Origin of the sequence: Clostridium sp. UBA4395 (assembly GCF_002390995.1) — a bacterium.
GTDB classification, from domain to species: Bacteria; Bacillota; Clostridia; order Clostridiales; family Clostridiaceae; genus Clostridium_J; species Clostridium_J sulfidigenes.
On the sequence record NZ_DGRF01000048.1, the window covers coordinates 52,532 to 78,576 of the forward strand.

Below are 26,045 nucleotides of genomic sequence, written 5' to 3' on the forward strand. Positions count from 1 at the left end.
TTACCAACTGCAATTGGAATACTTGTTTAAAAGTTACATATATTTAAAGGTTTCTAAAACTCTATTAAATGTATATTATTTAGGAAGTTCTATTTTAGGATTTTTCTTAGATTTGCGATATATAACTAATTTACTTCCTATAGCTTGAATTCCTTCACAACCTAATTCTTCACATAAAATTTCTGAAGCTTCTCTTGCTGTAATCCCACTATTATTTAAAGTTTTTATCTTGATTAGCTCTCTTGATTCTAGAGCCCCATCTATCTGCTTAAGAAAATTTTCTTCTATGCCACCTTTTCCTACTTGGAATATAGGTGCTAATTGACTTCCAAGAGATCTAAGATAGCTTCTTTGTTTTGTTGTTATCATGTTATTTATTTCCCCCTAATTTTATAATAAGAACTCAAATTCAAAATCATTTAATCTTACTAGGTCACCATCTTGTATTCCCATATCCTTTAACTCATCGATAATTCCTTTGTTTCTTAAAACTTTATGGAAGTATCTTAATGAATCTGGCTCATTTACATTTACACTAGTTAATAATCTATCTACAAAGGATCCTGTAATCTCAAATATACCTTCTTCGACTTCATTTATTTCATATGTAAATCTCTTTTCTTCAGGAATAAATTTATCGTCTTCTGAAATCTCTAATTCCTTAACTGGAATTGTGCTAAGCATTTCAGCTGCAGCCTTCATAAGATCATCTACACCTTCATTGGTAGCTGCAGATATCTTATATATCTTATCATAGCCCATAGCTTGTAATTCTTTTTTAAAGTTTTCATAAACTTCTTCATCATAGAGCATATCAGATTTATTTGCTGCAATTATCTGTGGTCTATCCCATAGCTTTATGCTATATTTTTTAAGTTCTTCATTAATTCTTTTAAAGTCTTCTATAGGATTTCTTCCTTCAACTCCAGAAATATCAACTACATGAATAAGCATTCTAGTTCTCTCTATATGTCTTAAGAACTCTAATCCTAATCCTACTCCCTCTGCTGCTCCTTCTATGATACCTGGTATATCAGCAATAACAAAAGGTTCTATACCCTTCACAGCTACTACTCCAAGGTTTGGTTTTATAGTAGTAAAGTGGTAGTTAGCTATCTTTGGTCTAGCCTTAGATACCATGGATAAAAGTGTTGATTTTCCTACATTAGGGAATCCTAGAAGTCCTACATCTGCTAAAAGTTTAAGTTCTAACTTAATCCATCTTTCTTCTCCTGGCATACCTGGCTCTGCAAAGTTTGGTGCCTGTCTTGTAGGAGTACAAAATTTTGCATTTCCTTTTCCGCCTTTTCCACCTTTACATACTACAAATTTATCGCCATCATGAGCTAAGTCACACATAACTTTATCTGTTTCAAAGTCTTTAACTATAGTTCCCATTGGAACTCTGATAATAATATCTTCTCCACCCCTTCCGTAGCATTTAGAGCCTTCACCCTTTCCTCCATTAGGCGCTACGAATTTACGGTGATAAGAAAAATCTAATAGGGTAGTCATATTACTATCTACTACTAATATGACACTTCCACCATCTCCACCATCTCCACCATCTGGTCCACCTAGTGGAGCAAATTTTTCTCTTCTAAAATGAATGGAACCATTACCACCATCTCCGGACTGTACAAAAATCTTGGCTGTATCTATAAACATTATTATTTCACCTTCCTAACAAAATATCCTTTGATACTTTTACGAATTAAGTATGAGTATATTATTATTATTTACAAAAATAATAATTTTACCTATGTTTTATTTTAAAACTAATTAACACCTAGGGATGTTTTTTTATAACATAGAATAAATAATTGCCCTATGAGTAAATAATTGTCCTATGTCATAAAAAAGCACCCTTACGGGTGCTTAATTAACTATTCAGCTATTGCAATTTCTACATCGATTGGATAAACACTAGCTTTTTTCTTGCTTTTACCCATTCTTTCAAATCTTACAACTCCATCAACCTTAGCGAAAAGAGTGTCATCTCCACCGATACCAACGTTTGTACCTGGGTGAATTTTTGTTCCTCTTTGTCTTACAAGGATGTTTCCTGCAAGTACAAATTGTCCGTCTGCACGTTTAACCCCTAATCTCTTAGATTCACTATCTCTACCGTTCTTAGAGCTACCTACTCCTTTTTTATGAGCACATAACTGAAGGTTTATTAGTAACATATCACTGCACCTCCTCTACTACAACTTTGATATATTTTCCATAACTAATTTCTAAATTCTTTAATCCCAATAACATCGTTTCTAGTAGGACTTGTGTACTTTCTATTTCCACATGAGATAACTTAGATACATCTAAAGCTATGTTTCCCTCTTCCGCGATATATGTAGGTTTTAACTTTAGCACCTCTAACACTCCTAAGATTGTTACCTGGGCTAAATTACTTACAGAACCACAAACAACATCATCATAAACAGTTGTATTTTGCTTAACATCAAAATACTCAGCATGCCCATATACATGAAATGATACTAACATGCTCTTTATTCTCTTGAAAGTTACCTTAATCATAATTAAGCTTCAATCTTCTCAATTACAACTTTAGTAAATGGTTGTCTATGACCTTGTTTCTTTCTGTAGTCTTTCTTTGGCTTATATTTGAAAACTATAACTTTCTTAGCTTTTCCTTGTGCTACTACTTTAGCAACAACTTTAGCTCCTTCAACTACAGGCTTTCCAACTACTAAACCGTCTTCTTTTCCAACTGCTAAAACCTTATCGAATTCTACAGTTGAATCAACTTCAGCTTCAAGTTTTTCAACGAATAAAACGTCTCCCTCTTGAACTCTGTATTGCTTTCCTCCAGTAAGTAAAACTGCGTACATTAAATACACCTCCTCAATCCAGTCTCGCCATCTCAGGTATAACTTACAAATTCTTTACAAAATTTTATAAGTTAGTTTAAAACCTTATGTGTGCGGTCTACAAATGACATTTTAACACATACGCTGATGATTGTAAAGCAACTTATGGTATTTTTTTATTGATGACTATCATCTCTAATACTGCCATGTTTTTCAAAATTATTAGTTACATCTAGTTTTTGCAGAAAATACTTTTAATTCTTGCATAGCTTCAATTTGGCTATGAAAAATTAAAGATTCAACTTTAAAATTATCTAGATTTTCCTGAAATCTAATAAAAATATCACAGTCTAGCCCATCTAATTTCTCCACAAAAGTTACAATATCATTGTTTATTTCATTCTCATAGTTTCTATCTAGTTCTATATAGATATTTTTAATTCCCTGCTCTGATTTTATTTTTTTCACTTTACCTTTTAAAATGCTTAATATATATTCTAAAGATACTTTTTCTCCTGTACCTTTACAATGAACACAAGAATTAAAAACATAATCACATATGGATTTGCCATATTTTTTTCTAGTTATCTGAACTAAATTTAATTCTGTGAAAGGATATATTTTAGTATTATGCTTATCATCCTTAAACTCTTCTTGTAAAACTTTTAAAACTTCAGCTTTATCTTCATCAGATTTCATATCTACAAAATCTACTACTATTATCCCACCTAGATTTCTCAGTCTTATCTGTTTTACTACTTCCTTAGCAGCCTCCATATTAGTTACTAAAATATTTTTTTCCTTTAAGGATGGCTTTATGTTTTTAGCCGTATTTACATCCACCACATTCATGGCTTCAGTACGTTCTAACACAATGTTACCACCACTGGATAAGTTAATTTTATTATGTCTTAACGCTAAAATTTCTTTTTCTATGCCATAATTATCAAATATGGATAAAGCTCCTTCATAAAAACTTAGATCAAGATTTTCTAAGCGCTTTTCTTTAATTAACTTTTCATAGTAAAGGTAATCTTCATAATTATCAACTACTATCTCAGCTCCACCTTCAGTATAATTTCTTAAGACCCTACTTAGGATTCCATTATCTTTATAAAGAGGTCCTACTTTAGATGAGTAAGTAAACTTATTACATATTTCTTCATATCTATGTATTAACTCACTTATTTCTTCCTTTAAAATGTTTATATCAATATTTTCTGCTTTTGTTCTAATTATTATTCCAACATCCTCAGGTTTTGATATATCTTCTTCTATTAATTCTTTAAAATTTGGTGTTTTAATCTTTTTTGAAATTTCTATATGGCTATGTTCTTTAGTAAGTACTGCATAGGCTCCTGGTAAGGAAAGGTTTCTAGTTACCTTTGGGCCTTTTTTATCTATCTCTTCCTTTACTACCTCTACCATAACTTCATCACCTTTTTTTAAGGTGTTTATATGCTGATTTTTTTCTAGGGAAAGATATCCATTTTTTTCATAACCTATATCTATAAAAGCACCATGAATAGAAGGTACTATATTTTTAATTACACCTCTATATATGTCTCCTACCTTAGGTCCTTCTGTATCTTCTTCTATAAAACACTCTTTAAGAATATCACCATATTTTACTGCAATCTTTAATAATGTATTTTGTCTTTCAATGAATATTTTTTTCATTAAATCAACTCCTAGTACTGTGCAAAATACTCTTGAAGTGTAAGTAGTTCTCTTCCTTTAAAAGCATACATTTCTACTCTTTTTATATCAACAAAGGCATCTTCCTTAATTCCCTTTACATGAGTTTTTATAAATTCACTAAGTAAACTTGCTGATAGGTTTTCCCTGCTTCCACAACTAAGAAGTCCTTCTATAGTTAACATTTTATTATGTATGGAGTACTTTATCTCTTTAACTAAAGGCTTAATATCTGTTTCCTTTTCTCCTGATTTAGATTTCTTTAAAATTGTCCATTGACTTAAATTCATTAAAGAATCCATATCTAGTGCAGACTCATCCTGAAGTTTAAAATTTATTATATATTTAGCTGCATCTATGGTAGCCATGGCTTGTTGATTTTTCTGCCCTTCTTTTCTGGCTACCTTGGTAACAGATAAAAATTTAACTCCCCCTACTGTATTTTCATTTAAAGTCTTTAGAATTTCCTTTTCATCAATAGATTCAATAAACACTGCATCTAAGTATTCTCCTGTAGAATATACCCCTACTGATAGGGGTTGTGCTATAGATATGCTCATATGAGGATTAAACCCCTTAGAATACTCTATTGGTAGTTTTGCTCTTCTTATAACCCTCTGTATAGTTCTCATTAAATCTAAATGAGATAAAAACTTTATTTCACTTTCTTTAGTGTATTTTATTAAATAACGCACCATGAAAGCACTCCCTTTCCTTAAAGCTAGTATTGATTCCACATCCTGTACATCTCTCTCTACAGTCTGGTGTTAAAACCATTTCTTTAGCTTTTTCATTTTCACTTATTAGATAGCTTTTACTTACCCCTATATCAATGAAGTCCCATGGTAAGATTTCATCATAACTTCTTTCTCTATAAGCATAGAATTCTCCATCTACCCCACATTCTTCAAAAGCTTCTTGCCACAATTCAAAGTTGAAGTACTCGTTCCAACCATCAAATCTAGCTCCCTTTTCAAAGGCCTTTACTAGAACATCACAAAGTTTTCTATCCCCTCTTGCAAATACTGCTTCTAGGTAGCTAAGTGCTGATTCATGCCAATTGTAGTTAATAGCCTTACTTTTTATAGCATCTCTCAGACTTGAAATTTTTTCTCTCACTTCAGCCACTTGATTCATTGGAGCCCATTGGAAAGGTGTAAATGGCTTTGGTACTAATATAGAAGTACTTACTGTAACTCTTAAGCCCCTCTTTCTTACATCCCTAGGTACATGGAAGTATTCCTCTACTACCTTTTCTGCTAAGTGTGCAATTCCTTCTACGTCTTCTACGGTTTCATAAGGAAGTCCTATAACAAAGTATAACTTTATAGTTGACCAACCTGATTCAAAGGCATTTCTAGCAGATCTTAATAAGTCTTCTTCTGTTACACCTTTGTTTATTACATCTCTCATCCTTTGAGTTCCAGCCTCTGGAGCAAAGGTTAATCCTGTCTTTCTTACCTTTTGTATCTCCTTTATTAAATCTACAGAGAAGGCATCTATTCTAATTGATGGTATAGATACTCCTATTTTTTCTTCTCCATACTTTTCAATTAAAGAAAATATTAAGTTTTGGATATTAGAGTAATCACAAATACTTAAGGAACTTAGAGAAATCTCCTGATAACCTGTGTTTTTTACAAGAACATCGATTTCTTCCATAAGTTTTTCTGTGGTTTTTTCCCTAACTGGTCTGTATATCATTCCTGCTTGGCAGAATCTACATCCTCTTGTACATCCTCTAAAGGTTTCTATAACTATTCTATCATGAATAATTTCTGTATAAGGAACTATGAATTTTTCTGGAGAATTGTTAGCATTAAAATCTGAAACTATTCTCTTTTTAACAATTTTAGGTACATCCTCATACTTTGGAGCCATCTCCTTAATAGTGCCATCTTCATTGTAATTTACGTCATAAAGGGATGGTACATAAACTCCTTGAATCTTTGAAATAGCTCTTAGGTATTCAGCCTTTGATTTACCCTTTATTTCCTTGTAAACATCTAAAACATCATGGGTAACTTCTTCTCCTTCACCTAATATGAAGACATCCGCTATATCATATAAAGGCTCAGGGTTATAGGCACAAGGACCTCCCATCATGATGATAGGATATTCTTCTCCCCTTTTTGAAGCTCTAACTGGTATATTACACATATCTAACATATTTAAGATATTAGTATAGCTCATTTCATATTGAAGGGTGAATCCTAAAATATCAAATTCACTAAGGGAATCCTTAGTTTCAAGAGTTCCTAGTGGAATGTTATTTTCTCTTAGTAGTTTTTCCATATCTGGCCAAGGTGCAAAGCATCTTTCACAGAAGGTATCCTCTCTCTCATTCATAAGATGATATAGAATTTTTGTTCCCAAGTGGGACATAGCCACTTCATAAACATCTGGGAAACAAAAAGCATATCTAATATCTACACTGTTTTTATCTTTATTATATGAGTTTAATTCTCCACCTATATATCTAGCTGGTTTCTCAACTCTGTACAAAATATCGTCGGAAATTTTATTCATTGAGTATCCTCCTTAAGTTAATTCAACTTAGCTTCAGAGGATTTTACATCCGCTGAAACTAAGTTTCATTTTAGCACAACTATATAATATTTCAAGTAACTATACTATTTTTCATAGCTTTCTAGAAGTTCTTCAAGAGTTATATTTCCCAATTCCTTAATTCCATTTAATATGTCCTCTTCATATAAAACTCCTATCATGTTCATTTCATCATCAAGTACAGTAAATACATTATACTTGTTTTTATCTATTAATTCTATTAATTGTAATATATTTATTTTGTAATAAACAGAAATACTTTTATTTTCTAGGTATCCTCTACCTATTAGCTTTTCCTTTTTTTTGATGATATATCCCATTATTATATAAGCTATCCTCCCTTTTTCCTTATAGGAAATCATTAATATAAATATAGAAAAAAAAGCAAAATCTAAAACCAGTCGCTCCATGCATAATCCCATTAAAAAGATTGCTCCAAATATATATCCTATTACTATACTTATATTTAGCGCAATCTTATTAGCTTTTTTATATATGAGCTTAATATTAAGAATATCTCTTAATATACGACCTCCATCTAAAGGAAATGCTGGTATAAGATTAAATATGCCTATAACTAAATTATAATTGCAAAATTCAATAAAATTAGAATTAGAAAAATATCTGCCTAAAAAATAACTAGTTAAAGCAATTAAAAAATTCCCTATAGGACCACTTAAGGATATAATAATATCTTCCTTAGGAGTTGCCTCTTCTAGCTCCTTTAATTTTAGTGTAGTACCTATTGGTAATATATCTATAGAAAATCCTGAATAACCTAATATTCTTGCTGTTATTAAATGAATGATTTCATGGATGATTATGATTATAAAACCTATAATTAACTCACTTTTAAATCCTATAATCAATATTAAAATTATATAGGGTATTAAGTATTTGCTTATTCGTATCAATGATTTCCCCCTAATAATCTTGCTATATCATAGTTTCAAAATTAAAGCATTTCTCTGGGTTTAAAATATTTCCCATATAAAATACTTCTATACTTAATATATTGCCTTCATCTCCCTTAACTGTACCAATAACTTCTCCTGTATCAACAGCATCTCCAATTTTAACTTTGCTACCACTTAGACCAAAATATTTCATCTCAACACCATCACCATAGTCTAGGATTAAGGTAATTTCTTTTCCTTCTGTGACACTCTTTACCTTTCCTGGAAAGGATGCCTTTATATCACTTTCACTAGTTAAACTTAAAGAAAGTCTGTTATCTTTTATAGTGATTTGATTTTTATCCTTTATGGCTATGGGGTTTACATAATTTTCTTTTATATAATTTTCTTTCTTTTCTTCAAAATTAACCATAGACTTTACTTCATTAAAAACTTCAGTTATTTTTTCTTCCTTAAATATATCCAATATACTTTTCTCTTTAAATGCTTGGACTATATTCTCCATAGTTATATTTTTTTCCTTCAATAAACCATTATTTATAATTGCTATACTCTTATCATATACCTTATTAACATGACTGTTAGGATATGTTCTAGCTAGAAATAGTCCAGCTAGAAGAACTAGAATTATTACGCATTGAATAATCAATATATTAGCAAAGCCTTTCCCAAAAATGTTTAAATAAATAGGGAAGGTATTTCTTCTACTATTTAATTTATAGTTACTACCTTTAGTACTATTTCCACTATATTTTGTAGGTTTATACTCACTAGTTCCTGATTGCTTTTTCATATTAGAATAATATTTTTGATAATATTCATTATAAATCCCCATAAAATATCCCCCCATAATTTATTATTACTAATTTATATATATTAAAAAAAACTAACTTTATGATGGGTATGAAAATTTATTTTCATCAGAGCCTAATAAAAAAAGGCTGTCTCAACATATACCAATCCAAAAATAATGTTAATCATGGACTTATATTAAAGTACAAATTCAACATTTTGAAAAGATTGACAAATTGTCTTGAGACAGCTTCTTTTATTAATATTATTAATTTTATTATCTGTTTTTTAAAGCCTTCATGAATACTTCTGCTGTACCTATATTCGTTGCAAGAGGTATACAGTGAACATCTGAGAGTCTTATAAGGGCTGTTACATCAGGTTCATGGGGTTGAGCTGTAAGAGGATCTCTTAAAAAAATTATCATATCCATATTTCCTTCTGCAAGTCTTGCTCCTATTTGTTGGTCGCCACCTAAGGGGCCTGATAAAAATCTATATATAGGAAGACCAACTATTTCATTAATAAGTTTTCCTGTAGTGCCTGTAGCATAAAGTTCATGATCCTTTAGCACATCCTTATATCTTTTAGCAAAATCAATGATGTCATCCTTCTTTTTATCGTGTGCAACCAATGCAACTCTCATTTTAATCACTCCTAAAAATTAATTTTATTCTTTCTCATACCTATATTTAAAGCTAATCCTAAAGATATAAAATAAGTTAACATAGAACTTCCACCATAACTAACAAAAGGTAATGTTATACCTGATATAGGAAGTAATCCAATGGTCATCCCGATATTTTGAATTATTGAAAATAGTATAGATGCTATTACACCTACTACTATAATACCTCCAGCTATATCTTTTGAGTTCTTTGCTATATTTATAAGTTTGTATAAAAGTATTCCATATAACATCATAAGTACTAGAGCCCCAACTAATCCCCATTCTTCACCTAATACAGCAAAGATAAAGTCTGTATGGTTTTCTGGTACAAACTTATATTGTTTTCCTTTCATAAATCCCATACCAAATATTCCACCAGAACCTATGGCTATTTTAGATTGAATTAACTGCATCCCTTCTGTTTGTGCATAGTCTTCCGGGTTAATAACTGCTAAAAACCTTGCCTTCCAGTATAAAGGCATAATATCAGACCTCAATATTCCCACAACTGCCAATGTCACTGCGGAAAGGCCTCCAACTATGACCTTCCAATTTAAGTTTGCCACAGTTACAATTCCCAACATTATAAAAAATGAAACCATGGTAAGCCCCATATCTGGCTGTATTACAATTAGTATCATTGGAATAGCTGCATAAAATAAAACCTTAAAAAATGTTTTTAAATTATTTATATCCCCTTCAGCATCCTCTATAACCTTTGCAACCATAAGAATCATACCTATTTTTGCAAACTCTCCAGGTTGAATGGCTCTATTTCCTATTTGAATCCATGCATTAGCCCCATTTACTGCTTTACCGGTTATATTATTGAAAATCAAAAGTATAACTGCTGCCCAGTATATAATAGGTGCATAATTTAAAAGTTGAACATAGTCTAAAGTTAATATGAAGTATATAGTTATCATACCTACAATCATCCAAGCAAATTGAAGCATGGCATATTTAGCTCCAATGGCAGAGTAAATATTAACTATACCAAAGGCTACAATTAAAAATACTAAAATTAAAATACTAAAATCTATATTTTTAATTAACTTATCATTAATTTTAAATTTCTCTAATAATTTATTCATTTGCATCTCCCTCCATACCTGTTCCTATTATATCATAACAAGGAAAAAAAGCTATGAAAACATAGCTTTTTTGATTACCTTCTCTTAACTTTTTTAATAGGTATACTAGCCACTAAAGCTGGGGAATTCCCATCATATTCATCACTAGTAGTTATTCTTATTTCAATTTCTTCTCCACTTTCAATTTCTGCATAATTAGATATAGTCTTAAGCAACTCCATTTTAATATTCTCTAAAAAATCTGGCGAAACGGTAGCTCTATCATGGACTAGAATAAGTTTTAATCTATCTGCAGCAATATCCTTTGAAGATACTTTGCTTGAAAAAATTTTAAACAAGTCCATATCTAATTTCTACCTCCTCCAAATAATTTTTTTATTGCACCCATAAATCCTTTTTGACCGTATATTTCATTAAAATCTAGGAATGGTACTTCTTCTCCTAAAATTCTACTTCCTATATTCTTAAAAGCTTGACCAGCATAAGCAGAACTGTCTAACACTATAGGCTCACCTTTATTGGTAGATATAGTTACTTTTCTATCATCAGGCACTACCCCTATAACTTTAATAGCTAAACACTCCTTTATATCTTCTATAGTCAACATTTCCCCATTTTTAGCCATATCAAAGTTCATTCTGTTAACTATAAGCTCCTGTCTTTCTATCCCCTTAGCATCTAACTTTCCAATAACCCTATCTGCATCTCTGACAGATGTGATTTCTGGATTTACAACAACAATAGCCCAGTCTGCCCCTACAATGGCATTTTCAAAGCCTTGTTCAATACCAGCAGGACAGTCTAAAATTACATAATCAAACTCTTGTTTTAACTGTGTTACCACTCTTAACATTTCATTTATATCTACATCATTTTTATCTCTAGTTTGTGCTGTTGGAAGAAGAAATAAATTGTTAAACCTCTTATCTTTTATAAGTGCTTGTTTCAATCTACACTTTTCTTCAATAACATCAACTAATGTAAATACTACTCTATTTTCAAGTCCCATGAGAACATCTAAGTTTCTTAATCCTGTATCTCCATCGATAACAACTACTTTTTTATCCATTGATGCTAAAGCTGTACCTATATTTGCTGTAGTAGTAGTTTTTCCTACTCCACCTTTCCCAGATGTTATAACTATGGCCTCTCCCATTTACTAATACCTCCGATTAAATATATTTATTTATTGAATATGGTTCTAAAACAATATTTCCATTTTTAATTCTTGCCAATTCTGGATACCTAGGTTTGTCCATGTCTTCTGGAGATCTAGTGATAAGATCAGCAATTTGCATTATTTGTGGTGTTAAGGCAAAGGCTGCTATTATAGCACCACTATTACCATTAATCCCAGCGTACACGCTACCTTTAACAGAGCCTAATACTACTATATTTCCTGCGGCATATACCTCTGCTCCAGAATTTACATCTCCTACAATAACTATATTTCCTGAATATTCAAATCTTTGACCACTTCTTATAGTTTTTCTGACAAATTTAGTTTTCCCTTCATGTATACCATTAAAAACCTTTTTATTACTATCTTCTAAATTGATAAATGAGCAATCCTTTATCATAAATTCCGTTGATAAAAAGTCTCGTATTGCTCTTAAATCTCTAGCTTCTAATTGCCTCATATCTACAGTTATTTTAATGGAGGCACCCTTATAGAACCTTCTACCCTTTCGAAGCTTTACTCTCAATGCTTCAATTAAGCTTTCTATAGAGCTAAAGAGTTTAATATTTACAACTAAATTAAGTCCATCTTTTTCGCCTTTAAATTTTATACCATCATCTTGCATATGTAACCTCCACATATCGAGATATTCTTACTATTTCAACGTATAGAGCCTAAATTCCTTCTTTATATTGAGAAAAAATAATTTTTTGTTGAAATACTTATTATATAACAATATTCCTTTAAAAAAATAACAAATGGTAATCCATTTGTTATTTTTTTATTTATATTTAAATTCATAATTAGGATTAGTTTTTAATATTTCTTCCTTAAAATAAGCTTCGAACATTGCCTTGGCAATAGTTCCATCACCATGAGCAGCATCGAATACTATAGAACATACTACAATCTCTGGATTATCATAGGGTGCAAACCCTACATATACAGAAGCTGCATCCCTTCCAAGGGGTTTTTGCAGATCATAAGTTACAACGTTAGAAGTACCGGTTTTACCTCCAGTAGGTATAGGAAACCCATTAAATACAGCTGAAGTTGTACCATTTTCTCCTTGGGTAACCTTTCCCATTCCCTCTTTAATAATATCAATATTTGCCTTATTGAAACTAGCTTTGCTTATAAGCTTTGGTTCTATATCTTCAATAACTTCTTTAGTTTTACTATCGATAATTTTATCAACTAGCTTTACCTCATATCTTTCTCCACCATTTAAAAGGGTAGCAAGATAACTAGCTAGTTGTAGTGGTGTAAATTGATTAATACCTTGACCTATGGATGCATCATAGGCATTAGCTGGAGATTTTATATATCCATTAGTATCATTTACAGCATTATAAATTGCTAAAACAATATTATCTATATCTGCTTCAGAATATCCTAATGCCTTTATCTCTTCGTTAGTGTTAATAATATCTTCAACTAAAGGTTTCAATTTTTTCATAATATTATCATAGTCAGGTTTTTCATCTTTTTTCATTTCACCCTTAATCATATCCACTAAAGTCTTTTTCTTAGTGTTAGTAAGCTTTATTTGATCTAATTCTTTTCCATTACCACTTTCATCCTTTTGAGTAATATCAAAAGGTTTATAATGTGATGCTGCATTCACTGAGCTAATTCCCTTTTGTAAATATTCAACCATTTGATTTGTAAAGGTATTAACTTGAACATTTTTATTTGATTCATAATTGTACACTTGACCGAAGTACTCTTCAATTTCTATGCCCGTAGATGCCTTTAGTTCACTACCTTGTGGTAACCCTAAACCTAGTTTCCAACCATATTCTGCTATTAAATTTAAAGCACTTTCAGGGTTTTTCATTCCACCACCTTTTGTAAAAAGACGATCTGCTACATCAAAGAAAAAATAGTTACAAGAAACTTCTAAGGCTTCTTTAACATTAATTCGACCATGGGAACCATGTCGATTATTCATATTATATATCCAACAAGATCCCCCGTATCCGTATTTTCCATATATACCATCATCTAAAATATCAGTATCTCCAGTAATAACACCTTCCTCTAGCCCTGCAAGAGCTGTAACTGGCTTAAAGGTAGATCCTGGTGGAACTAGTGATAAGGTTCCGTAATTATAAAAAGGTTTAGGGAAAATATCATATCTATCTTCTCTTTTTTTAGTATTTCCTGGTATGCTTTTATCTATTGGGAACATTCTATCAAGCAATAGTTTTTCTCTCTCTGCTAAACTTAAAGTTAATTCCTTATCTGTTAAAATACCCTTTATATTTGCAAGACCTCTTTTTTTAATATACTCTTTTCCCATAGCTTCTAAATCTGGGTTAAAGTATTGCTGTGACAATTCAGTAGTTAATTTTCCAGGGTCTGTGAATATATTAGGATCAAAACCTGGTTTACTAACAAGGGCTAACACTTCCCCCTTAGTACTTATGGCTACTGCTGCTCCTCTAGTGGCATTAGTACTATCTCCATAATAATTTTTTCCACTTTTTTGAAGATTAGTCATCACTTCATCTAGCGCCTTTTCTGCAGCTCTTTGTACATCCATATCAATATTTAATTGCACAGTTTTTCCTTGATAAGCTTCTACCTGTCCTAGAGTTCTAACTCTACGTCCCTGCTTATTAATTTCTATACTCTCTTGTCCCTTAGTTCCCTTCAAATAGGATTCATAGGCTGCTTCAATACCTGCTTTCCCTATGTTATCAGTACTTACATCATAACCCTTTTCTTCATATTTACCTTGTTCCCAAGGATTAATTTGAGACATATACCCTAGAAATGCAGAACCTAACTCTCCATTCGGATAAGATCTCATAGGCTGAGTATCAACTATTATACCTGGCATATCTGGTTGTAGTTGCTCAAATACAAAGGCAGTTTCTTGATCTAAAGTATTTGCAATTACTACTGGGCTATACCCTGAAAAACTTCGCATCTTCATAGCATCTTTTAATAGTAAAAATCTTCTTCTTTCATGAAGTGTTAACTCATAGTATCTATCTACACCATAATCTTTCTCTAAAGTTTTATAGGCCTCTTCTGCAGTTATCTGTAATAACAAAGTATCCATATATTTTTTTTGCTCTTCCGTAAGCTCTGAACCCTTCTTACCCTCACCATATTCTTTCTTTACTACGTTCTCTAAAAAACCTCTATCCTTTTTAAATCTAAGTTCTAGCCATTTTCTACTTGATTCATCAGCAGCTTTGAAGTTATATTCTAGTTTTCCTTTATTATTTATAATTATAGGAAATTCATCTACAATTGGTATTTGCTTTTTATCTAATATTTCAAAAACTTTAGACATAGTTTTAAAGAAATGCTTTTTACTTTCTTCCGTCTCACTAAATTGTAATACATAATTTTGTATACTCTCAGCAAAAACTTTACCATTTCTATCTACTATATCTCCCCTAGCTGCTGCAACGGATACTGTTTTATATTTATTGCTATTTGCTGTTTCTCTATAATCATCTACCATTACTATTTGTAAAAAGAGCAGTCTTGATGTAATTCCAACGAAGATAGCTACCATAGCTATATAAAATAAATTATATCTTGAAAAACTTTTTTTATTTTTAATTGATTTTTTATTTTTTTTCATACTTTCTTTAGAATCTCCATTCCTTTTTTATAGTTTTGGTTTCACTAAACTTAAGTATAATCCTATATATCAGTAAAGCTATTACCATCTCATAAATAGCTTTATATATGATTAAGTGTAAAAAATTATTACTAGCTCCTATTAATATAAATATAGCAAAAATAGCAATACTCTTTAGTAAACTTAGTAGAAATGTTGAAAAAATAGGTATTATAACCTTATCCTTGAAAATTCCTTTTCCAATTTTAGCTGCCATTAAACAAATTAACATGTTTATTAACATGTTAATTCCCATGACTCCCGGAAAATAAATATCTTGAAGAATCCCTGTTATAACACCAATAATCATTGCTTCATCATATCCATTTATCATGGAATAACAAACTATAAATACAAAAAGAACGCTTGGATATATATTTTTAATAGCAAAAAAAGTTATAATGGTATTATCAAAAATAAAAAGAATGGTGATTATTAAAAATAAATATAATATTTTTTTAAATTTATTATTAGTTTTTAACATCTCTTTTTTCCTTTGGCACTATTATTACAAGTTGCTCTACCTTATTAAAATCTACTGCAGGCTTCACAATTGCACTCTTTACAACCTTTGCTCTATCCTCATAACTTTCTAGAACTTCTCCTATTTTAATTCCTTTTGGATATATGCCACCTAGTCCAGAGGTTAGTATAGTGTCCCCTTCTTTAATTTTTGAATCTAAGGAAAGTCCTGTAATTTCCGTAAGAAATTTATCTTCATTTCCCTTATAACCCTTTACAATACCATTACTTTCTTCAGTGCTCAATACATATCCTGCTACAGCCATATTCTCATTACAAATAGATTGAACTATACTCCAATTACTACCAACACTAGTAACTTGACCAACTAGTCCTTCTCCTTCCAATGCAATCATACCTTTTTCTATCCCATCTTTTTCGCCTTTATTGATTACATATCCATCCAAAAAATTATTTCCAACTAAACCCAAAATATCTACACCTATATAATTATACTGACCATTTGCATCAGCAAAGTTTAACATGCCTCTAAGTCTGTCATTTTCTTTTCTTAAAATATCATTTTGAATATCATTAAATTTCAACTTCTCATTTTGTTTTTTCAACTCATCATTTTCACTTTTTATGTTTCCTATATTAAGTACTAAACTAAAAGAACTTTTTATTTTACCACCTATTTTATAAACAACACCTTGAACAGAGTTTATAGCACTTCCTACACCATTTTCCACCATGGACATCTTGTCTTTTTGAACTGAATAACCAATTAACCCCAAAAAGGACACTGACAGTAGTATAACTATTACTGCCAGCTTATTCTTGAATATCTTCATTTTTTATCTTCTACTCATAATATCTACATTATCTAATGCTTTTCCAGTTCCTACAGCTACACAATCTAATGGTATTTCTGCTATATTTACTGGCATATGGGTTTCATGGGATATTAGTGCATCTAATCCTTTTAATAAGGCTCCGCCACCTGTAAGCATTATACCTTTATCCATAATATCTGCTGCAAGTTCTGGTGGTGTTTTTTCTAGTGTTGTTTTTATAGCCTCTATAATAGAGTATACAGGTTCTCTTAAAGCTTCTCTTACTTCATCTTCACCTATTTCTACTACTTTAGGAAGACCACTTATCAAATCTCTTCCTCTAATTTGCATATTCTCTGCCTTTTCTTCTACCTCGTAAGCTGAACCTAATTGTATTTTTATATTTTCTGAAGTTCTCTCACCAATCATTAAGTTATACTGTTTTTTTATGTATGCTATTATTGCTTGATCTAATTCATCACCTGCAACTCTTAATGACATACTTGTAACAACTCCACCTAAAGATATTATTGCTACTTCTGTAGTACCTCCACCGATATCTACAACCATACTTCCTGTAGGTTCTCCAACCGGAAGTCCAGCACCTATAGCCGCTGCCATTGGTTCCTCTAATAATCCAACTTCTCTAGCTCCAGCACTCTTGGTTGCTTCTTCAATTGCTCTCTTCTCTACTTCAGTTACCCCAGATGGGAAACAAACTATGATTCTTGGACTTTTAAAGGAATTTTTACCTCCAACCTTTTCAATAAAATGTCTAAGCATTTTTTCAGTCACATCAAAATCTGCTATAACTCCATCTTTCATTGGTCTTATTGCTACAATATTTCCTGGTGTTCTACCTATCATATTTTTAGCTTCATTACCTACAGCTAAAACTTTTCCTGTATTTTTATTTATTGCTACAACGGAAGGTTCTCTAAGTACGATACCCTTTCCTTTAATATATACTAATGTGTTTGCAGTTCCTAAATCTATCCCAATGTCTCTAGAACTTCCAAAAAAACCCATAAAAACTCTCCTCTCAATCTATATAATACCTTTTTCTTTTAAGCTTATATAAGCTTTGTTACCAATAATAATATGATCTAAAACTTCAATTCCTAGTAATGTTCCACACTCCTTTAGTCTTTTAGTTATTAGTATATCCTCTTTGCTAGGTGTTGGATCACCTGATGGATGATTGTGACACAATATCACTGATGCACTACTAAGCTTTATAGCTTCTATAAAAACTTCTCTCGGATGAACAATGGAACTATTTAAATTTCCTATAGAAATATCTTTAACTGATATAATTATGTTTTTAGTATTTAACATAATTAGCTTAAAATATTCTTTTTTTAAACCTTTCATTTGTCTCATCATATAATTAGACACATCTTTAGGACTACTCACAATATGATCTTCACCGGATTTAAAAGAATTAAATCTGGTAGCTAGCTCTGCAAGGGCTAAAACTTGAGTAGCTTTAACCTCCCCTATTCCTTTTACCTGCTTTAAATCATTAATACTGGGGCTGGAAATTCCATTTATGCCTCCACAATGAGATAATAACCTATCACATAGATTTAAAACACTATCTTCCTTTGTTCCAGTCCTCAATATAAGGGCTAAAAGTTCAGAATTAGACAGGTATTCTGCCCCATACCTTAACATTTTTTCTCTAGGTCTTTCATTTTTAGGTAAATCTTTAATCTTTAATTTATAGTTCATAAACTAACTCCTTTATTGATTTACCCCCATCTCCCTTAGTGATAAATATAAAGTATTTAAAGGCAATCCTACTACATTGTAATAACAGCCATTAATATTCTCCACAAAAATAGCAGCATTATCTTGTATCCCATAGGCACCAGCTTTACCATTACATTGACCTGATTCAATATACCTAAGTATCATATCCTCAGATAGGTTCATAAATTTAACTTCAGTACAAACGCTTTTTCTTATTAATTCATTGGTTTTACTGTTTATTAAAACTAGCCCGGAATAAACTTTATGTACATTTCCACTGAGTGACCTTAGCATTTCAAATGCATCTTTATCATTTATTGGTTTCCCAAGAATTTTCCCATTTAAATATACTACAGTATCACAGCCTATGACAATACTATCTTTCTGCACTTTATTCAAAATATTTCTAGCTTTTCCTTCAGCTAAATCACACACATGTTTATCTATATCACCTTGAAATTCAACAGAATCCTCATCAAAGTTACTAATCTCTATTTTAAAATTATCTACTAACCTTTTTAATAATTCCTGTCTTCTTGGTGATGCAGAAGCTAATACTATATCCATAACTTCCTCCTAGAATCTCTTAAATAATACTATTGCTAAAACCATACCTACTATAGCCATTAAATTCAGACCAAATCCTAGTCCAAAAGTTAATTCTAAGACCTTTAAATCAATGACTAAAGGATTTTTTAATCCTATAAAGTAGTTTTTTCCTAAAAAATCTAAGGCTTTAAAAGTATTTCCTAAAAATTCTCCAATAAAGCTTCCAGAAATAGCCCCCAGAAGAGTTATAAATACATACTCTTTAGCGGTTTTATATGATTTTCCCATAAAAAACATCCCCCAGTATATTTAAAATGTGCAATATACTATTTGTATTAACCAATATAACATTTTATATCTAATATAGTGTAACATTTAATATTTTTTTACACAAGACTATAACAAATTTTTTAAACTTTTTTTATAAATTAAGGCTATCTGTGAACTTTTGTTCACAGATAGCCTTATATCAACTTATTAAAAATAATATATACCTTATTTTTTAAACTTTATTAGCTGGTCATAAACATATTTTAATACTTCTCCATCCTTATTTTTATCTACTTCATCTGGAAGAGCCTTTATATATTCCTTCAAAGAATTAACTTCATTGTATTGTTTCATGTTCTCATCTATTTTCTCCAATCCATCTATCCACTTTTTAAGTTCACTGGTATTAATAGATTTTACACCACTTTCTGAAGTCTTATTTACAACTTGCAACAAACTATCTACAATTTCACAAAATTGTTTTGTAGAATTATCTTCCATAGGTATATTTATAGTTACTTTAGTATTATCTATTCCCTTTTCTTTTAATATTGAAGCTCCATTTTCTATGTTTTTATCAGAATACATTCCAAAATACACCTTAGATAGCTCTCCCTCTTGCCCTATAAAAGGATTACCAAAGGCTGATAATTTATTTAATGTTTCATCAGCATTACTTTTAACTTTAAATACACCACACTGTAGTATATAAAAATTATATTCTGACACAGCTTTTTCTTCCTTTGTTCCAGTTGAATTTCCTTCTTCCTTTACTTCACTTTTACCAGGCACTTTACCACTATTTTGTTGTTGTTTAGAATTATTCATATCTATGCCTTTAATGAATCCTATTTTACCTGAGTCTTTAAGTACAAATTTAAATATAAAAGTTCCTAATAGTAATGCCAAAAGTAAAGTTATAGCTAAATAAAATAAAAAACTGTTACTACTCTTTGGTTTAGATTTAATATTGTATCTTGTGTACTTCATTTTATACCCCCATTTCTAATTAATAAACATTAATTTATAATTTAAACCTTAAAATAATGTGTCCTATTAATTTATATATATAATTAAAGGTAAATATTACTATATAATTCATTATAAAAATTAAAAAAAATCGACATAGTCGATTTTTTTATTCATGTTATTCATTATAACGAATTGATAGCCTTACTACTCTTCTAATAAATTTTTTTGCCTTATCATAAGGCATTCCATTAACTTCTAAAAATTTGAATACTCCTAGATTATTTCTTTCTATGGATTTAATAACTTTTTCTATCCTCATAAGTTCATCATTATTATCTTCTTTTGATGAAATCGGTGTAGAATTAAAGTCTTTTTCATCATCAAAGTCTTTCAATAATCTATTTCCATTCTCCTCTACATATCTCTCTACATCATCTTCAAAGTCTTCATCTAAATAAGTCTCCACAGGAATATCTATGTCCTCATTAGTTTCTTTTAAATCTATAACTTGAGCCAGCTCTTTTTGCATTGGATGTATAAAATTATTTCTTGGCATTATTCCCATCATACCACATACAGATATGAAATCTTTCATTTCATCGGGCAAAGAATTATGTGTCATAGGCGCCAAGGGTACAAATTCATATTCATTATCAAAAGCCATGAACATACCTCCATTTTTTATATTACATTAAAAATGTATGCCTTTAACCTCTAATAAATTCCTATAACTTTATATTATATCCATATTATCTCCTGGATTATCTTTAAGCTTGTCTATAGAGTGAACATATCTATTGGTAGTAGCAATACTACTATGAGCTGCAAATTCTCTAACTTTTTCTATGGTAGCTCCTTGAGTAATGGCCATAGTTATAGCTGTATGTCTAGTGGAGTGAACTTTTAATTTTTTATTTATATTGCACTTACTACATATATTTTTAAGCATATAGTTTAAAGTACTAGGATTTAACTTCTCTCCATTTCTATTATTAGATGAGTGTCCTATAAATAAATAGCTATTGTTAAACTCTTCCTTATCTCTTCCTGTAACTAAAATATATTTTTTAATTAAACTTTTCACCTTAGGTTGAAGCTTTACTAAATCTTTTTTATTTCCTTTTCTAGTGACTTCTATAACATCATACTCTCCATACTTTTTTATATGACATATTTTTATATTTATCATTTCTGATTTTCTTAGTGCAGTGGTGAGTGCTAATGCTAATATAGCTTTATTCCTAAGTCCTAGTGCAGTTGTAGTATCAATACTTCCCAGTAAAATCTTACTTTCTTCCTCAGTCAAAAATTCTGTAACTTTATTAGTTACAATAGGTTTTTCTTCCTTCACATTAGCAAAAGGATTAAACTTAATAATTCTTATATCGCTGTAATTATCTTCATACTTCATAAGCCACTTATAAAGAGCAGAAAGAGATGATATCTTTCTATTAATAGTTGCAGAAGATAATCTTTGATTTTGCAAATCAAGGATAAATTTTTGAACATGAAATATGTTTATTTCTCTTATATTTTCTATGGTTATTTCAGTTACATCAGCCTTATTAAAAAAATCCTTTATGTCTTTCTCATAGCTAATGGCTGTATATTTACTTCTTCCACCCTTAATATCTAGGAAGCATTGAATAAAATGTTTATTTTTTTCTAAATAAAGTTCCTTTTTACTATGTAATATTATTTCATTCATAAAATCCTCCTCCTTTACAAAATCTACTATAGAACAAAAGAACCGCCTAAGCAGTTCTTTTATTTGAATTATAATCCTTCTACAGTAGAAATGATTTCTGTAAGTGCAAGTTCCTCATCAGTTCCGTTAGTTATAATTTTTACTGTATATCCCTTATTAACTCCTAAGGATAATACTCCAATGAGACTTTTTGCATTAGCTCCTTTACCATTACATTCTATAGTAACTTCACACTTAAAAGTAGTAGCCTTTTGAACTAATAAAGTTGCTGGTCTTGCATGCAATCCCTGTGGATTATTAATGATTATTTCCTTTGTTAGCATATTATCACCTCATTTACGAGAAATTATTTTATGCCATTAACAAAGTCTTCTATTCTATTCAATCCTTTTTCTATGTTTTCCATAGATGTAGCATAAGATAATCTTATAAAATCATCTACTCCAAAAGCAATACCAGGTATTACTGCAACCTTCTCCTTCTCAAGAAGTAAGTCACTGAATGTAAGAGAGTCTTTTATAATCTTTCCGTCCACTTCCTTATTTAACACCTTTGATATGTTTACCATAACGTAGAATGCACCTTCTGGTTTAACGCAGGATAAGTTATTTATAGAATTAATTTTATCTACCATAAAATCTCTTCTCTTTTTAAATTCCTGTTTCATTTTTTCAACTTCGCTTTGATCTCCATTTAAAGCTTCTACAGATGCATATTGAGATATTGAACATGGATTTGAAGTAGTGTGACTTTGTATGTTTGACATTAATGAAGTTATCTTTTCACTAGCTGCTGCATAACCAATTCTCCATCCAGTCATAGCATAAGCTTTTGAAACCCCATTTATTACTATTGTTCTATTATAAGCATCTTCAGATAAACTTGCTATAGAAATATGACCACTTTCTCCATATAAAAGTTTTTCATATATTTCATCTGATATAATTATTATATCATGTTTTTGTGCAAAAGTTGCAATTTTCTCTAACTCTTCTTTCGTATAAGCTGTTCCTGTTGGATTATTAGGGCTATTTAGTATCATAGCTTTAGTTTTTTTAGTTACTGCTTTTTCTAAAGATTCAATTGTTAGTTTAAAAGAATTACTTTCTTCTGTGTCAACAAAAGTTGGAACTCCATCAGCCAATTGTACAAGTTCTGGATAACTAACCCAATATGGAGCACCTATTAAAACTTCATCTCCCGGATTTAATATAGCTTGAAAAATATTTGCTAAGCATTGTTTAGCTCCTGTTGAAATAATAATTTGAGAAGTTTTATAAGTTAAGTTATTATCTTTTTTAAACTTATTTACAACTGCTTCCTTTAATTCAATTATACCTGAAGCCGCTGTATATCTTGTTTGACCTGCTTCAATTGCCTTTATAGCAGCTTGCTGTATATTTTTTGGAGTATTAAAATCTGGCTCTCCTGCACCGAAGCCTATAACGTCAATCCCCTCTGCTTTCATCTTTTTAGCCTTTGCTGTAATTGCTAATGTAAGTGATGGTGAAATTTCCATTGCTTTTTTTGATAGCATCATTATAACTACCCCCATTAATATTTATTCTTTACGATATAAAATAATTAAAACTATCCAAATAAAAGAAATATTATTTAAACCTTTTCATTCAATTATATTCTCAAAAATATAATAAACAAATTGGATATTCTACATCTAATGAATTTTAAAATGCATTAGAACTTCATATGAAAGATATACTTCATATCTGTATAATAACACTTATTCTATATAGTGTAAAGATTATATGGTAATTTTAACTTACTATTATTATTCTCATTTTTTATATTTACATACTAACTTTTTATAACATTTGTCCAAAGTTCTGAAGCTTATCTACATACATATAAAGACTAAAGACATGAAATTAAATTTTTAATTTCATGTCTTTATAACCTAAAAATTATTTTTAGATTGTACTATCAATTTAATTGCAGTTCTTTCTTCACCATCAATTTCTACATCTGTAAATGCTGGCACACACACCAGGTCCATTCCACTAGGCGCTACAAATCCTCTAGCTATAGCTACAGCCTTTACTGCCTGATTGATTGCTCCTGCTCCTATAGCTTGAATTTCTGCCCCACTACTTTGTCTTAGTACTCCTGCCAGTGCTCCTGCTACTGAATTAGGATTAGATCTTGCTGAAACTTTTAATACTTCCATATTAAACCTCCTACTACTATTACTACTTATTAAACTAATATTATTAGAATCCTATATATTATTTCTACATTTAATTGAAAATTCCTTTTATTGAAAATACAATTTTAGATTATTGCAAATTATAGTTTCACTTAATATAATAGACAAAAATAAAAGCCTCCTATTAAATAGGAGACTCACCTTTTTCATTACCTAATTTTACTTTGCATATTCTACTGCTCTTGTTTCTCTGATAACATTAACCTTTATTTGGCCTGGATATTCTAGTTCTGATTCTATTTTCTTCACAATATCTCTAGCCACTTCAATAGCACCTGCATCATCAACATCATCTGGTTTAATCATAATTCTGATTTCTCTTCCGGCTTGAATTGCATATGACTTTTCTACACATTCATATGAGTTTGCGATTTCTTCTAATTTTTCTAACCTTTTTATATAAGCTTCTAGAGTTTCTCTTCTAGCACCCGGTCTAGCTGCTGATATAGCATCCGCTGCTTGAACTAGTACTGCTTCTAGAGATTGATACTCTACATCTCCATGATGAGCTGCAATAGCGTTTACAACTATTGGAGATTCATGACATTTTTTAGCTAACTCAGCACCTATTAGTGCATGTGGTCCTTCTACCTCATGATCTACAGCTTTGCCGATATCGTGTAATAATCCACACCTTTTTGCCATGGTAGGATCCATTCCAAGCTCTGACGCCATAAGACCCGCTAAGTATGAAACTTCTATAGAATGTTTTAATACATTTTGACCATAACTAGTTCTATATTTCAATCTTCCTAAAAGTCTGATTATTTCCACATGTAATCCATGGATACCAGTTTCGAAGGTGGCTTGCTCGCCCTCTTCTCTTATGTCATTCTCAACATCTTTTTTCGCTTTTTCAACCATTTCCTCAATTCTTGCTGGGTGTATTCTTCCATCAACTATTAGTTTTTCTAAGGCAATTTTAGCGACCTCTCTTCTAATAGGATCAAAAGCTGAAAGAATAACCGCTTCCGGAGTATCATCTATTATTAAATCAACTCCAGTTAAAGTTTCAAGGGCTCTTATATTTCTACCTTCACGCCCAATAATCCTTCCCTTCATTTCATCATTAGGAAGTGATACAACATGTACTGTAGATTCAGCTACATGGTCTGCTGCACATCTCTGTATAGCATATGTTATAACTTCTCTTGCCTTTTTATCGGCTTCTTCTTTAGCTTTAGCTTCAATTTCTTTAATCATTATTGCTGTTTCATGTTTAATTTCTTTTTTTACTTCGTCTAATAGTATTTGCTTTGCTTCTTCTGAGGTTAATCCTGCTACTCTTTGTAATTCTTCTCTTACACTATTATATAATTCTTGTATTCCTGATTCTAATGTCTCAACCTCTTGTTGTTTTTTAGATAATACTTCTTCTTTTCTTTCTATTGTTAGGGTTTTCTTATCTAAAGTTTCCTCTTTTTGAAGAACCCTTCTTTCTAATCGCTGAATTTCATTTCTTCTTTCTCTGGACTCTTTATCAAAATCAGCTCTTAATCTATGAACTTCTTCTTTAGCTTCAAGGATTGCTTCTTTCTTTTTAGATTCTGCTTCTTTTTGTGCCTCACCTAAAATCTTTTTAGCATCTTCCTCTGATTTAGATACATTAGCTAAAGATATATTCTTTCTTGTATAAATAAAAACAAAAATAGCGACTAAACAAACAACTAGCGCAATAGCTATTATTAAAATAATTTGACTTGGTTCAGTCAATTTCCAACACCTCCTTTGCTTTTTTTATGACATATATTAGCAGTAAAATGAAAGCTCGAAAAGGTGCATATTCTATTCAATTCCTCTTATATTAAACCAGTATTTGTATTCATTTTATATTACTTTAACATCATTGTCAAGGTTATTACTAAATACTACA

General features: G+C 30.7%; 29 protein-coding genes. All 29 read right to left on the minus strand.

What is annotated here, in order from left to right; all coding sequences use genetic code 11:
* Positions 1–75: 75 nt before the first annotated feature.
* Entirely contained in the window at positions 76–369 is a 294-nt protein-coding gene (gene yhbY, locus B2694_RS07835; RefSeq protein WP_035128811.1) for a ribosome assembly RNA-binding protein YhbY, read from the minus strand.
* A gap of 21 nt (positions 370–390) precedes the next feature.
* Entirely contained in the window at positions 391–1,668 is a 1,278-nt protein-coding gene (gene obgE / locus B2694_RS07840) for a GTPase ObgE (RefSeq protein ID WP_346871278.1), read from the minus strand.
* Between the two features lie 218 nt (positions 1,669–1,886).
* Positions 1,887–2,189: a 50S ribosomal protein L27 gene (gene rpmA / locus B2694_RS07845; RefSeq protein WP_346848395.1), complete on the minus strand. Its 303-nt coding sequence runs from the start codon at positions 2,187–2,189 to the stop codon at positions 1,887–1,889.
* A gap of 1 nt (position 2,190) precedes the next feature.
* Positions 2,191–2,538, minus strand: coding sequence for a ribosomal-processing cysteine protease Prp (locus B2694_RS07850; protein ID WP_346876485.1), 348 nt, complete (start codon positions 2,536–2,538; stop codon positions 2,191–2,193).
* Between the two features lie 2 nt (positions 2,539–2,540).
* Complete coding sequence (gene rplU / locus B2694_RS07855) at positions 2,541–2,852, minus strand: 50S ribosomal protein L21 (protein WP_035128800.1); 312 nt, start codon at positions 2,850–2,852, stop codon at positions 2,541–2,543.
* 201 nt (positions 2,853–3,053) lie between these two features.
* The gene (locus B2694_RS07860) at positions 3,054–4,511 is read right to left on the minus strand and encodes an Rne/Rng family ribonuclease (RefSeq protein ID WP_346885265.1); all 1,458 of its coding nucleotides are present in this window, start codon (positions 4,509–4,511) and stop codon (positions 3,054–3,056) included.
* Positions 4,512–4,522: 11 nt separating this feature from the next.
* The gene (locus B2694_RS07865) at positions 4,523–5,227 is read right to left on the minus strand and encodes a TIGR03936 family radical SAM-associated protein (protein ID WP_346885266.1); all 705 of its coding nucleotides are present in this window, start codon (positions 5,225–5,227) and stop codon (positions 4,523–4,525) included.
* Positions 5,199–7,058, minus strand: coding sequence for a TIGR03960 family B12-binding radical SAM protein (locus B2694_RS07870; RefSeq protein WP_346885267.1), 1,860 nt, complete (start codon positions 7,056–7,058; stop codon positions 5,199–5,201). The genes B2694_RS07865 and B2694_RS07870 overlap by 29 nt, the downstream gene beginning before the upstream one ends.
* A gap of 104 nt (positions 7,059–7,162) precedes the next feature.
* Positions 7,163–8,011 carry a site-2 protease family protein gene (locus B2694_RS07875; RefSeq protein ID WP_346848391.1) on the minus strand — a complete coding sequence of 283 codons (849 nt, stop codon included), beginning with the start codon at positions 8,009–8,011 and terminating at the stop codon, positions 7,163–7,165.
* 22 nt (positions 8,012–8,033) lie between these two features.
* Positions 8,034–8,849: a M23 family metallopeptidase gene (locus B2694_RS07880; RefSeq protein ID WP_346885268.1), complete on the minus strand. Its 816-nt coding sequence runs from the start codon at positions 8,847–8,849 to the stop codon at positions 8,034–8,036.
* A gap of 234 nt (positions 8,850–9,083) precedes the next feature.
* The gene (mgsA, locus tag B2694_RS07885; protein ID WP_035128787.1) at positions 9,084–9,452 is read right to left on the minus strand and encodes a methylglyoxal synthase; all 369 of its coding nucleotides are present in this window, start codon (positions 9,450–9,452) and stop codon (positions 9,084–9,086) included.
* An 11-nt stretch (positions 9,453–9,463) separates the two neighbouring features.
* On the minus strand, positions 9,464–10,570 hold the full coding sequence (gene rodA, locus B2694_RS07890; protein ID WP_346885269.1) for a rod shape-determining protein RodA: 1,107 nt from the start codon (positions 10,568–10,570) through the stop codon (positions 9,464–9,466).
* 74 nt (positions 10,571–10,644) lie between these two features.
* Complete coding sequence (minE, locus tag B2694_RS07895; protein ID WP_150843815.1) at positions 10,645–10,914, minus strand: cell division topological specificity factor MinE; 270 nt, start codon at positions 10,912–10,914, stop codon at positions 10,645–10,647.
* Positions 10,915–10,916: 2 nt separating this feature from the next.
* Positions 10,917–11,726: a septum site-determining protein MinD gene (minD, locus tag B2694_RS07900; RefSeq protein WP_035128778.1), complete on the minus strand. Its 810-nt coding sequence runs from the start codon at positions 11,724–11,726 to the stop codon at positions 10,917–10,919.
* Positions 11,727–11,742: 16 nt separating this feature from the next.
* The gene (minC, locus tag B2694_RS07905) at positions 11,743–12,375 is read right to left on the minus strand and encodes a septum site-determining protein MinC (RefSeq protein ID WP_346885270.1); all 633 of its coding nucleotides are present in this window, start codon (positions 12,373–12,375) and stop codon (positions 11,743–11,745) included.
* 156 nt (positions 12,376–12,531) lie between these two features.
* Entirely contained in the window at positions 12,532–15,357 is a 2,826-nt protein-coding gene (locus tag B2694_RS07910; protein ID WP_346885271.1) for a penicillin-binding transpeptidase domain-containing protein, read from the minus strand.
* A gap of 7 nt (positions 15,358–15,364) precedes the next feature.
* Complete coding sequence (mreD, locus tag B2694_RS07915; RefSeq protein ID WP_346885272.1) at positions 15,365–15,880, minus strand: rod shape-determining protein MreD; 516 nt, start codon at positions 15,878–15,880, stop codon at positions 15,365–15,367.
* Positions 15,867–16,712: a rod shape-determining protein MreC gene (mreC, locus tag B2694_RS07920; RefSeq protein ID WP_346885273.1), complete on the minus strand. Its 846-nt coding sequence runs from the start codon at positions 16,710–16,712 to the stop codon at positions 15,867–15,869. Before mreC ends, mreD begins: the two co-directional genes overlap by 14 nt.
* 3 nt (positions 16,713–16,715) lie before the next feature.
* Entirely contained in the window at positions 16,716–17,723 is a 1,008-nt protein-coding gene (locus B2694_RS07925; protein ID WP_346885274.1) for a rod shape-determining protein, read from the minus strand.
* 18 nt (positions 17,724–17,741) lie between these two features.
* On the minus strand, positions 17,742–18,428 hold the full coding sequence (gene radC / locus B2694_RS07930) for a RadC family protein (RefSeq protein WP_346885275.1): 687 nt from the start codon (positions 18,426–18,428) through the stop codon (positions 17,742–17,744).
* 12 nt (positions 18,429–18,440) lie between these two features.
* On the minus strand, positions 18,441–19,016 hold the full coding sequence (locus B2694_RS07935; RefSeq protein ID WP_150843821.1) for a Maf-like protein: 576 nt from the start codon (positions 19,014–19,016) through the stop codon (positions 18,441–18,443).
* Between the two features lie 9 nt (positions 19,017–19,025).
* Positions 19,026–19,286 carry a DUF4321 domain-containing protein gene (locus B2694_RS07940; RefSeq protein ID WP_035128757.1) on the minus strand — a complete coding sequence of 87 codons (261 nt, stop codon included), beginning with the start codon at positions 19,284–19,286 and terminating at the stop codon, positions 19,026–19,028.
* Between the two features lie 207 nt (positions 19,287–19,493).
* Entirely contained in the window at positions 19,494–20,258 is a 765-nt protein-coding gene (locus B2694_RS07945) for an SPOR domain-containing protein (RefSeq protein ID WP_346885276.1), read from the minus strand.
* 157 nt (positions 20,259–20,415) lie between these two features.
* The gene (locus B2694_RS07950) at positions 20,416–20,904 is read right to left on the minus strand and encodes a hypothetical protein (protein WP_346885277.1); all 489 of its coding nucleotides are present in this window, start codon (positions 20,902–20,904) and stop codon (positions 20,416–20,418) included.
* A 69-nt stretch (positions 20,905–20,973) separates the two neighbouring features.
* A complete protein-coding gene (locus B2694_RS07955; RefSeq protein ID WP_346885278.1) occupies positions 20,974–21,948 on the minus strand; it encodes a tyrosine-type recombinase/integrase in 975 nt (324 codons plus the stop codon).
* 68 nt (positions 21,949–22,016) lie between these two features.
* Positions 22,017–22,271: an HPr family phosphocarrier protein gene (locus B2694_RS07960; protein WP_035128745.1), complete on the minus strand. Its 255-nt coding sequence runs from the start codon at positions 22,269–22,271 to the stop codon at positions 22,017–22,019.
* Between the two features lie 23 nt (positions 22,272–22,294).
* On the minus strand, positions 22,295–23,488 hold the full coding sequence (locus B2694_RS07965) for a pyridoxal phosphate-dependent aminotransferase (protein WP_346848378.1): 1,194 nt from the start codon (positions 23,486–23,488) through the stop codon (positions 22,295–22,297).
* Positions 23,489–23,863: 375 nt separating this feature from the next.
* Entirely contained in the window at positions 23,864–24,133 is a 270-nt protein-coding gene (locus tag B2694_RS07970; protein WP_035128739.1) for a stage V sporulation protein S, read from the minus strand.
* Between the two features lie 198 nt (positions 24,134–24,331).
* The gene (gene rny / locus B2694_RS07975; RefSeq protein WP_346885279.1) at positions 24,332–25,885 is read right to left on the minus strand and encodes a ribonuclease Y; all 1,554 of its coding nucleotides are present in this window, start codon (positions 25,883–25,885) and stop codon (positions 24,332–24,334) included.
* Between the last annotated feature and the right edge of the window lie 160 nt (positions 25,886–26,045).